Raw genomic sequence first — 11202 nt, forward strand, 5'->3', positions numbered from 1 at the left:
TCGCGTACGCCGTGGTGCGCGGCCCGGGGCGTCCGCCCGGTCCGCGTGTGCCGGTACCGTAGGAACTCCCCCGGAGGGAGATTCAACTGTCCACGTCCCACGAGGCCTTCTGGAGCATCGGCGAGCTCGCCGGGCGTGCGGGCGTCACCGTGAAGACCGTCCGCTTCTACTCCGACCGGAGTCTGCTCCCCGAGGCCTCCCGCAGCGGCGGCGGACACCGCCGGTACGGTCCCGAAGCGCTGGAGCGGCTGCGTCTGATCCGCTCCCTGCGCACCCTGGGCCTGCCGCTGTCCGAGGTGCGCCGGGTCCTCGACGACGAGGACCCGGCGGGCCGTGCGCTGGAGGACGCCGTCGCGCTCCGCCTGCGCGAGCTGGGCGGTGAGCTGAGGACGCTGCGCTGGCGGGAGGCGGCGCTGCGGCTCGTACGGGAGTGCCCGCCCGCGGAGCGGGCCGACCGGCTGCGGCTGATCGGTACGATGAGCACCCCGCCGAGCACGGCGCCGCTGGCCCGGTTCTGGAGTGCCTGGCTGCCGCCGCGGATGCCGGCCAGGGCGACGGCGGCGTTTCTGGAAGTAGCCGTTCCGCAGCCGCCCGACGAGCCGGCCCCGGCACAGGTGCTCGCCTTCGCCCGGCTGCACGCGATGACCACGGCCCCCTGCCCGGGCGGCCGGCAGCCCCAGCCGGAGGTGCACCGGGTGGCCGGGGCCCGCGGGTCGGCCGCGTTGTACGCGGGCCTCGCCGAGGCGTACGAGCTCGCGGGCCCGCAGCTGCGCCGGGCACGGGACCCGCGCCCGGGTGAGGCGCTGGACGCCTATGCGGCGGCGTACGCGAGCGCGTACGGCAGCCGGGACACCCGGGAGTTCCGCCGCCTGCTGGCCGCGCGACTCGCGGCCGGGCCGCGTCTGGACCGGTACTGGGAACTGACGGCCGTGGTGCTCACGCCGCCGGGCGGCCGGCCGGAGCCGACCCCGGGCTCCACGGACGACTGGCTGCGTGCGGCACTGGAGCGGGACAACGCCGAAGTGGCGTAGACCACGGGGCCCGAAAGGACCGGTCACTGCCGGCGCGCTCTTCCTCGTCCTTGCGGAGCGGCCTCCGGAAGGACGGCGACCTGTCCGTTCAGGACGCTGCGGCGACCCCGGCCCCGACGCCGATGGCGATGAACAGCCAGCCGGTCGTCAGTTCCCAGTGGCGGCGGGCCCGTGGACGGGCGAGGAGTACGCGCAGCCGCGTGGCGACGGTGACGAGGGCGAACCAGTAGACGACACCGATGAGGACGTCCAGGGTGCCGAGGAAGAAGATCTGCCGTGCCACCGAGCCGTTGCCGTCGACGAACTGCGGCAGGACGCTGATGAAGAACAGCGCCGCCTTGGGATTGAGCACGTTGGTGAGGAAACCCTGGACGAAGCCGGACCGCCGCCGGCCGTCGGCCGGGCCGTCCTTCCCGGTCTCCGGCGCATCGGCCGCCGGCCGCCCGCGAGCGGTCTTCCGGGCGCCCAGCACGGCCCGGACGCCCAAATGGACCAGGTAGAGCGCACCGAGCAGTGTGACGGCGTCGTAGATCACGGACGAACGGGTGACGATCAGCGAAAGCCCGACGGCGGCGGCGAGCATGTGCACGCACAGCCCGGTCTGCGCACCCAGCGCCGCGGCCCGGCCCTTGGAGGGGTGCTCGGTGGCCGCTCTCACCACCACGAGGAAATCCGGGCCGGGGACCGCGTACGCCACCAGGACCACACCGAGGAAACCGGCCAGGTCGACCGCCACACGTTCTCCTTCCGCCGGGCCCCCGAGCCGGTCGGACCGCGGGGCCCGGCGGCCGACGATCGAGGGGATGGGCTCGTCGGGTGCCCCGAGGAAGCGTTCCGGCCGCCCGTCCCGCGTCAGCGGCGTCCCCTCCTTCTCCTCGTGCTTCCGTCGCGGTCCCACGCCCGGTGCGGGGCCGCTTCGCAGGTGGAGACACAGTCCCTCCCGGTCCGGATTCCCCGGGGAGGTCCTGGGTAGCAGGGGAGGCGACAGCACATCGTGAGCCGGAACGAGGAGCAGACGTGAGCGAGTCGGCGTCCATCGCCCTGCAGCAGGAGATCGCCCGGGAACTGGGTGTCGCCGAGACGTTCGAAGCCGAGCGGGAGATCGAGCGCCGGGTGGCCTTCCTCGCCGAGCGGCTGACCTCCACCGGCCGGCGTGCCCTCGTGCTCGGCATCAGCGGCGGCGTCGACTCCACCGCCGCCGGCCGACTGTGCCAGCTCGCCGTCGAACGGGCGCGGGCCGGGGGACACGAAGCGCGGTTCTACGCGATGCGTCTGCCCTACGGGGTCCAGGCCGACGAACACGACGCCCAGCGCGCGCTCTCCTTCATCCGGGCCGACCACGTGCTGACCGTGGACATCAAGCCCGCCGGAGACGCCGCGCTCGAGGCCGCGCTGGCCGCCGGGGTGAGCTTCCGCGACGCCCGCCACCAGGACTTCGTGCACGGCAACATCAAGGCGCGCCAGCGCATGATCGCCCAGTACGCGGTGGCCGGCGCGTACGACGGCCTGGTCGTCGGCACGGACCAGGCCGCCGAGGCGGTCACCGGCTTCTTCACCAAGTTCGGGGACGGCGCCGCCGACCTGGTCCCGCTGGCCGGCCTGACCAAGCGCAGGGTGCGCGCCGTCGCGGACGCGCTGGGCGCCCCCGCCGATCTGGTGCGGAAGGTCCCGACGGCCGATCTGGAGAGCCTCGACGAGGGCAAGGCCGACGAGGACGCGCTCGGAGTGTCCTACGACGTCATCGACGACTTCCTGGAGGGCGAGCCGGTGGACGCGCAGGCCTTCGAGACGATCGTCCGCCACTACCGCCGTACCGACCACAAGCGCCGGATGCCCGCCACCCCCTGACGGGGACCTCTCCACCCCGCAGGGGGCGCCACCGGGCGAAGAGTTCCCCGCCGGGCGGCGACCGGATCGGGTGACGCCGCCGAGCGAGCGAAGGCCACGGGCGGACCGACCGCCGAGGGGCGAGGCGCGCCGCCGTCAGCTCAGGCCGAGGACGCTCATGGTGTGCTCGGCCATGCGCCGTTCCCCGAGGGCGTTGGGATGGACGGGGACGAGGCTGCCGCCGAAGAGGAGGGGCTCGATCCAGCGGGTGCCGCGGGGCTTGCACGCGTCGTGGCCCTCGGAGACACGGGAGAAGTCCACATAGGTGGCACCGGTCTCCTCGCTGGCGCGTTCGACCGCCGCGTTGAGGTGTGCCTGGATGCCCCGCAGGTAGGGCACGTCGCCGGCGGCGACCGGCAGCTTCACGAAGCAGGTCGGGTCGGCCTCGGCCGGTGTGATCCACGGGTAACCCAGGACCGCCACGCGGGCGTCGGGCGCCTCGGCGCGTACGGCCCGCAGGGCGTTCTTCAGCGCGGGATAGGTGTTCGCGTCGATCTGGTCGGTGAAGGAGGTGCCGTGCTTCTCCTTGCAGGGACTGCCCTTGCCGCCGCTGAGGACGCCCGCGGTGCCGCAGGCCGTCAGGGCGTTGATGAAGGTGCCGTTGTCGTTGCCGCCGATCGTCAGCGTCACCAGGTCGGTGTCCGGGCCGAGCGCGTTCACCTGGGGCGCGACCCCGGGGTACTGCGACGTGGTGAAGTCCTTCGTCTGGGCGGCTCCGCAGGTCACGTCCTTCAGGTGGGCGCCCGTCCGGGCGGCGATCACATGGGGGTAGTTCGCGGTGGAGCGCAGGCACAGCAGGTTGGTGGGATCCACGGGCAGCACACCCGAACCGGCGCTGTAGCTGTCGCCGAGGGCGACGTAGTCCAGCGACGCGGAGGCGTGGGCGGTGCCGCCCGTGAGGCCGAGGGCGAGCGCACTGACGAGTGCGGATGATGCGGCCATGACATTCCGCAGGGCGTGCTTCGGCATGTGATCCCTCTTCTCGGGTGGGGCGGTGGGGGCGGCGGAGGTGCACCGTCGGCGGGAACGGAGTGCTTCGAACAGGGGAGAGCGCCGGGCTGCGCGGTTACCGAACGGTTCTACCGTCAAGTAATGTGCAGGCCCCCCGACGGCGAGTCAACATTGTCGACCGAACTTCTCGAGATGCTCACGAAAGCCCCCGGCCGCTCCCTGCGAATGTGCGAACCCGCAGGTGCGAAGCGTTCGGACCCCTGTCCTGTCCCGCATGCTGCGGACCGGCTCCAGTGCCACGACCCGCGAGGCCGTCCACTCGGCCGCTGCCCGGGTCTTCCGGGACCAGGGACTCTCCAGGGCCACCGTCCGCCAGATCGCGGCGGCGGCCGACACGGACCCCGCACTGGTGATCCGTCATTTCAGGGGCAAGGAACTCCTGTTCCTGGAGACGGTGCACCTGACGATCGACGACGCACCACTGCTCGACGTGCCACTGGAACACCTGGGGGATCGACTCGCCGAACTCCTCGTCGACCTCGACGGTTCCGTGCGGGGGGTCTTCCTGGCCCTGGTGCACGGCAGCAGCGAACCGCACATCCACGAGCGTCTGCGCGATGCGCACGAGCGCCTCTTCGTCGTGCCACTGCGCCGCCGCCTGTCCGGCCCCGACGCCGACGTCCGCGCGCATGGCGGCCGTCCTGGCGGGGGACTGCTGTACGCACTGTGGGTGGCCGGGGACGAGGGACCGCTCGGCATGGACCGGAGGGAACTGGTGTCACGGTACGGCGCCCTGCTCCAGGAGGTGCTGACTCCTCGGAACCGCTGACGCCGGTGCGGCCCGTACGGCACCGCCCGCCCCGCCGGGTGAAGGACCTCGACGCGGCCGGCCCCACCGGCAAGGGGCATGCGAGGCGGGACGGCGAGCACGAGCGGTGTGCCGTGCTCCGTCCGGGCGGTGCCCACGTTGTCGTCCGTGCGTGGGAACCGCCGCCCGTTCCGTCCGTGACCGCCCATGAGCCGGGGAGGCCGGCGCGGATCGCCGACGGGCGGTCACCCTCCGTCGGTCACGCCCGTGCGGAGGCCTGAAAACGGCTCGGGCGGCTCCCGCCAGGTGAGCGCGGGAGCCGCCCGGAGCGGCGTCGAGGGCGAGGGAAGCGAAAGAACTTGTTTCAGAAAGGAAGTTGAGAAGGAAGCCCCTTCATGGCCTCGCCGCAGGCAACGTTAGCACTCAGTCCGGGATCACGTCGCGCAGATTTTCGAGGGTGATGATCCGGGAGTCCGGGTGCAGCCCCTCAGGACGTTCGAGACCGATGTACGTCACGGGTCCGTCCGGGACCGGCCCGCCGCCCCACGGTTCCACGGCCGTGGTGTCGCCCGACATCAGGTCGATCAGGTACCGCACCGTCAACTGCTCGCGCTCCACGACGGCGCGCACCACCTTGGACACCGACACCTGGTTCTCCTCGACCCGGTTGGCCGACGAGATGCCCTTCAGATACAGGTGCAGCCACTTCGCGCGCCACCGGCCGTCGTCCTCCCGCCGGAACACCAGGGGCAGCGCCACTCGGCCCACCCCGCGAAGCTCCGACTTCATGCGTACCGTGCGCGGTTCGAACGGCCTGCCCTTCTGCTCGCCGTCGCGCAGCATGAACCCGAAGAACGACTCCTCGACCTCCTCGAAGCCCTCGCCGGCGTAGATGTTGACCTGCGGAACGATGAATGCGCTGCGCACCCGGTCCAGGGACAGGTCGATGAACTCCGAGGCCCCTTCGGGCGCCTCGGTGACATCGCCCGAGTGCTTGCCCCCGACGGCCGTGAGGGATGTGTAGGAGAGCCAGGAATCGGTGCTGTAGTCGGCGTGGAGGAGCAGCGCCGAGAGGTCGTAGTCGGTCCGGCGCCCGGTCTCCTTCCAGTACACGAAGAAGCGCAGCCGCTCGCCGTCGACCGCCGAGAGCGAACCTCGGGGCAGTACGCCGAGCCCGGCCGCGGTCGCCCTGCCGCTGAGGGGGAGCGCCACGTCGAGGACGTCGGGGTCGACCAGCAGCCGGCCCGGTGCCGGGAGCCTGCGGCGCATCTCGGTGTCGAGGGCGGCGATCAGACGATCGCGGTCGGCGGCGGGAACCGGCGGCCGGACGTCGGGGGCGACCCGGCCGCGGCCCCGGCGGTTGACGAAGATCCGGGGTTCGTCGGTCTCCCGCTCCCGGTTCTGGAAGTGCTCGCGGACCGAGAGCACGACCCGGCCGGAGACCTCGGGGGCGACCCGCGCCGCTGCGGCCACCACCGCGTCCCGCTGCTCCTGGTCGGCGGCGATGCGCAGCAGGAGGTCCAGGGAGCGGAACAGCCTGCCGGGAGCGGACCGCAGCAGTCGTAGCGCACCGAGGACGTCGAACTCGTCGAGCAGCTCCTCGACGCGGCCGTCGAAGGACCGTGCCTTCTTCTCGCCCCGCGCCACGGCGAACACGTCGGCGGCGTGCGGCCAGCGGGGGTACTCGTGCGGGTGGAGACGCTCGCCGAGCCGCTTGAAGGGTTCTCGGTGCGCGTGCACATCGGCCAGTTTCGCGGGGTTCGCCGCGACCACGGCGTCGAGGCCCGCGAGCAGCGCACGGCGGGCCGGCCGCGAGAGGGCCCGGAACCGGGTCGGCTCCTGCAGCGTCACGTCGCCGCCCGACAGCGCGCAGGCCAGCCGCAGCACATCGGTGACGGTGTCCAGCAGGAGGTCCGCGCCGACAGCGAGACGGGCCTTGTTGACGACCGCCCGGTTCTCCCTGACCGGGATCGACTCCGGCTGGGGGCCGGGCGCGCACCGTTCGGCGAGGATCTCCAGGTCGCGCAGGTGGTCCTCGCCCAGCGGCGTCGTGCTGCCCGCCAGGGCCAGGTACAGGTCCGTGAGTTCGTCGTCCAGGTCCCGCCCGAGGTGCAGGACGGTCACCCGGTCGCCGGCCGAGGCGATCAGCTCGTCCTGTGCCGCGAGCATCTCCTCGTAGGTGTGCTGGTAGCGGCCGTACGCGGGGAGACTGAGCAGGTTCAGGACCCCGTGCGCCAGCTGTGTCAGCACGTTCTCCCGCGCCGTCCTGTCGCCGAGCGCCTGCGTCACGCACCGCATCCAGAACTCCTCGGTGTCCGGCACGTTCTCCGGGAAGTCGATGAAGTACGCGTTGTGCCGGACGTGGTCGCCCACCATCTCGCTCACGGTGCGCAGCGTTCGCCTGGCGGTGTGCACGACAGCGGCCTCGGGCATCCCGGACAGCCGCTCCAGCAGCTCCGCCGAGAGCTTGAAGCCCACGGACGCCAAGGCCACGTCGAACTGCCGTGCGGCGGCGGCTCCTTCGCCGGTGGAGCCCTGAGGGAGGGGAAGGCGGTGGGTGTGCCGGATGACCAGCGATTCGAGACGGTGCGCCATCCGAGGATGATCGCAGAGGTGTGCGAGCCGACGCGCGGGAGTTTCTCGGCGTCCCCTTTTCCCGGCCCCGCTCGTGATGCGCTCCTTGGCCCTTCGGACAGGAAGAGTGACGCAAGCCACAGCGACGTACTGTCCGATCGGTCAGTTCTGACCGATCGGACAGTTATGGTTGAGGAATGGCACGCTCCGCCTCCGCCATGCGCGGTCAGATCCTGGAATCGGCACTGCGACTGTTCGCCGTGCGCGGCTTCCGCGGTACCTCGTTGCAGGACATCGCCTCCGACGCGGGCTGCTCGAAGGCGTCGCTCCTCTACCACTTCGCGGGCAAGGAGAAGATCCTCACCGAGCTGCTGACCCCGGCCCGGGACGCCCTCGCCACGCTGCTCGACCGCGTGGCCGGACTGGAGGGCGACCGGCTGGTGGAGGAGACCGTCACCGGATACGTCGACCTGACGCTGCGGTTCCGCCGCGAGATCCGGCTCCTCTTCGAGGACATCGCCGAAATGTCCTGCCACCAGGACCTCAACGTCATGGAGTTGGCGAACGGACTGCTGGACGCGCTGGCCGGCCGTTCGCAACGGGCGCCGGCCCGGGTGGCGGCGTGGATGGTGCTGGGCGCCGTCTTCATCACCAGTGCCACCGATGACGAGGTGGCGCCGGACGAGGTGCTGCGCGACGAAATGATCCGCAGTGCGCTGCGGACGCTTGACCACACCCCCAGTTGACCCCTCAACGGAAAGACTCTTCCTCCATGGCGACTTTGCTGTACCGGCTCGGGCGGTTCTCCTTCCGCAGAAGAGGCCGAATAGCCGCGGTCTGGCTGCTCCTGCTGATCCTGCTGGGTGTCGGAGCCGCCACCCTGATGGGACCGACCAGCGACAAGTTCTCCATGCCGGGCACCGAGTCCCAGCGGGCACTGGACGACCTCGACCGGCAGTTCCCGCAGGCCGGCGGAGCCACCGGCGCCATCGTCCTCGCCGCGCCCGAGGGCGGGAAGCTGGATCCCGCCGCGGTGGCGCCCGTGGTGAAGGAAGCCTCCGAGGTCGACGGCGTCACCGCCGCCATGGACCCGTTCCAGACCGGCTCCGTCTCCCAGGACGGCCGCTACGCCCTGATCCAGGTGCAGTTCGACAAGGCCGCCGACGAGGTCACCGACGAGCAGAAGTCGGCCTACGAGGCCGTCGGCGCCGACGCCGAGGGTCTGCGGGTCGAGCACGGCGGCGAGGTCATGGGCGGCGAGGTGGAGATCGGCTCCACCGAGGCGCTCGGCGTCCTGGTCGCCGCGGTGGTCCTGGTCATCACCTTCGGTTCGCTGGTCGCCGCCGGCATGACCCTGCTGAACGCGCTGATCGGCGTCGCGGTCGGCATGGCCGGCCTCTTCTCTCTCACCAGCGTCATCGAACTGACCTCCACCGCCCCCGTCCTGGCGCTGATGCTGGGCCTGGCCGTCGGCATCGACTACTCGCTCTTCATCACCTCCCGCTACCGCCAGTACCTCGCCGAGGGCCTCCGGCCCGAGGAGGCCGCCGGCCGCGCGACCGGCACCGCCGGTTCCGCCGTCGTCTTCGCCGGCGCCACCGTCGTCATCGCCCTGGCCGGCCTCTCCGTCGTCGGCATCCCCTTCCTGAGCGTGATGGGCCTGGCCGCGGCGGGCACCGTCGCCGTCGCCGTGCTGGTCGCCCTCACCCTGCTGCCGGCCTTCCTCTCCTTCGCCGGCAAGAAGATCCTGCCGCGCAAGCAGCGCCACGCGGACGGGAACACCGCCGAGGACGGCGCCGCCGCCGAAGGCTTCGGCTTCGTCTGGGGCCGGCTCGTCGCCAAACTGCGCGTGCCGGTCCTGATCGTCGGCGTCCTCGGGCTGGGCGCGCTCACCCTCCCCGCCCAGGACATGCGCATAGCCCTGCCGGACGCCGGCACCGCCGCCGAGGGCACCCCGGCACGGGAGGCGTACGACCTGACGTCCGAGGGCTTCGGCGAGGGCTTCAACGGCCGTCTCGTAGCCGTCGTCAACGGTAAGGACGCACAGTCCACCGGGGCGGCCGCCGAGAAGGCCACCGCCCTCATCAAGGACACCGACGGCATCCTGGCCGTGGCCCCGCCGCAGCTGAACGAGCAGGGCACCACCGCCCTGCTGACCATCATCCCCGAGGCCGGCCCGACCGCCGTCGCCACCGAGGACGCCGTCCACGACATCCGCGACCGGGTCGCGGACGTCGAGGGCGCCGACATCGCCCTCACCGGCGCGACCGCCCTGGGCATCGACGTCTCGGAGAAGCTCGCCGACGCCCTGCCGGTGTATCTGCTCCTGGTGGTGGGCCTGTCCATCCTGCTGCTCATGCTGGTCTTCCGGTCGGTCCTGGTGCCGCTGAAGGCGGCCCTGGGCTTCCTGCTCACCGTGGGCGCGACCTTCGGCATCACCGTCGCCATCTTCCAGGAGGGCCACCTCGCCGGCTTGGTGGGCGTCGACACCCCCGGTCCGCTGGTGAGCTTCCTGCCGATCCTGCTCATCGGCATCCTGTTCGGCCTCGCCATGGACTACGAGGTCTTCCTCGTCTCCCGCATGCGCGAGGACTTCGTCCACGGCGCCGACCCGCAGGCGGCCATGGTCAGCGGCATGGGCCACAACGCCCGAGTCGTCACCGCCGCCGCGCTCATCATGACGTCCGTGTTCGGAGGCTTCGTCCTGATGGACGACCCGATCATCAAGTCCATCGGGTTCGCCCTCGCCGTCGGCGTGGTCATCGACGCCTTCGTCGTCCGCATGGCGCTGGTCCCGGCGGTGATGTCGCTGCTCGGCCGAGCCGCCTGGTGGCTGCCGGGGCCCGTCGACAAGGCCCTGCCCGACCTCGACATCGAGGGCGAGAAGCTGAACCGGCAGCTGGCCGCGGAGACGCGCGACGAGTCCCCCGTCCCGGTCTGACCCGCGCACCGGCCGGCCCGGACCGCACCCCGGAGGGCGGGACCCGCACCAGCGGTCCCGCCCTCTCCCCTTCCCCGGCCCCCCACGGAACGACTCGCCGGCCGGCCTGCCACGCGCCCCTCGGACGGGCCCCGTTGTCCCGGCGGCCGATCGCCGGGGTGGTGAGGGGCGGGAACCTCGCCGACGTCAGGTCGCGGGCGAATGAACCGACCGCCCCGCACGAGCGGTCCGTCCACCGTTCCGGCGGGCCGGAGCCGGGGAGCCGGTACCGGCCTGGACGGCGGGGACCGACCGCTCCGCCGGAGCGGAAGAACGGCCGGACACCGGCGGAGGCGGCCGGGCTGCCGTCCAGGCCGGCGACGACGCGGGGCAGTGCGGTGACGACCACGGTGCCGGCCGGCGGGTCGGCGAAGAGGCCGAGCAGCGGGGCGCGGAAGGCACGGCGGATTTCGGCAGGGTTCATCAGAAGGTGTCGGACTGCGCCATGGGGATCCTCGGGGACCGCGGCCGCACGGTGCGGAAGGAGGGCCGGGAAAACACCGGGAAGGAGTCGGGAGGAGCGCGGCGAGCGCCGGCGGGGGCCCCGAGACCCGGAACCGGAGAGGCGCCGCGCCGACTCGACGACGGCAGCCGGCCGCGGACGGCGGATGCCGGCCCGGACCGTGTACGTCACCGCAGTTGGGGGAAAGTTCAGCCGGATGAACCAGGGGTGCCCGCACGTGATGCCGGGGTGAACGCCCGACGTGCGCCACAGGCGCGACGCGCAGTTCCCGGCCCGGAGCCGGACGCCGCGCGGGTCCCGCCCGGTGCGGGACAGTTCACCTGAAGATCATTTTCCGCGTGCGGGCACCCCGGCCGGTCAACTCGCCGTGCTAGACACCGAGGTGACAAGTGATCACCAAGGCCCGAGGTCGGACGGCGCGGTGATCGCCGTGGTCGCCGGGGTTTCCCGGTCCCCGCCGGGACCGGGCCACGCTCGCCGTTCATCCGTATGCCTGGGAGTTGCGCAC

Annotated in this window: 8 protein-coding genes; 5 read left to right on the top strand and 3 right to left on the bottom strand. The window is 72.1% G+C overall.

Features of this window, described 5'->3' with window-relative positions:
• Positions 1-86 precede the first annotated feature (86 nt).
• The gene (locus ACZ8ZB_RS32860) at positions 87-1031 is read left to right on the top strand and encodes a helix-turn-helix domain-containing protein (RefSeq protein ID WP_470741642.1); all 945 of its coding nucleotides are present in this window, start codon (positions 87-89) and stop codon (positions 1029-1031) included.
• An 88-nt stretch (positions 1032-1119) separates the two neighbouring features.
• On the opposite strand, the gene ACZ8ZB_RS32865 is transcribed toward ACZ8ZB_RS32860, so the two are convergent.
• Positions 1120-1767 carry a LysE family translocator gene (locus ACZ8ZB_RS32865; RefSeq protein ID WP_470741207.1) on the bottom strand — a complete coding sequence of 216 codons (648 nt, stop codon included), beginning with the start codon at positions 1765-1767 and terminating at the stop codon, positions 1120-1122.
• Positions 1768-2048: 281 nt separating this feature from the next.
• Here ACZ8ZB_RS32865 and nadE point away from each other — a divergent pair, with 281 nt between their 5' ends.
• Positions 2049-2879 carry an ammonia-dependent NAD(+) synthetase gene (gene nadE / locus ACZ8ZB_RS32870; RefSeq protein WP_470741208.1) on the top strand — a complete coding sequence of 277 codons (831 nt, stop codon included), beginning with the start codon at positions 2049-2051 and terminating at the stop codon, positions 2877-2879.
• Between the two features lie 135 nt (positions 2880-3014).
• Here nadE and ACZ8ZB_RS32875 read toward each other — a convergent pair whose 3' ends face one another.
• Positions 3015-3887, bottom strand: coding sequence for an SGNH/GDSL hydrolase family protein (locus ACZ8ZB_RS32875; RefSeq protein WP_470741209.1), 873 nt, complete (start codon positions 3885-3887; stop codon positions 3015-3017).
• Positions 3888-4143: 256 nt separating this feature from the next.
• Here ACZ8ZB_RS32875 and ACZ8ZB_RS32880 point away from each other — a divergent pair, with 256 nt between their 5' ends.
• Positions 4144-4698, top strand: coding sequence for a TetR/AcrR family transcriptional regulator (locus tag ACZ8ZB_RS32880; RefSeq protein WP_470741210.1), 555 nt, complete (start codon positions 4144-4146; stop codon positions 4696-4698).
• A gap of 402 nt (positions 4699-5100) precedes the next feature.
• On the opposite strand, the gene ACZ8ZB_RS32885 is transcribed toward ACZ8ZB_RS32880, so the two are convergent.
• Positions 5101-7272, bottom strand: coding sequence for a TerD family protein (locus tag ACZ8ZB_RS32885; RefSeq protein WP_470741211.1), 2172 nt, complete (start codon positions 7270-7272; stop codon positions 5101-5103).
• 176 nt (positions 7273-7448) lie between these two features.
• Here ACZ8ZB_RS32885 and ACZ8ZB_RS32890 point away from each other — a divergent pair, with 176 nt between their 5' ends.
• On the top strand, positions 7449-7997 hold the full coding sequence (locus tag ACZ8ZB_RS32890) for a TetR/AcrR family transcriptional regulator (protein WP_470741212.1): 549 nt from the start codon (positions 7449-7451) through the stop codon (positions 7995-7997).
• Between the two features lie 26 nt (positions 7998-8023).
• The gene (locus tag ACZ8ZB_RS32895) at positions 8024-10192 is read left to right on the top strand and encodes an MMPL family transporter (protein WP_470741213.1); all 2169 of its coding nucleotides are present in this window, start codon (positions 8024-8026) and stop codon (positions 10190-10192) included.
• Positions 10193-11202 lie beyond the last annotated feature (1010 nt).

This window comes from Streptomyces sp. 12E (assembly GCF_055633275.1).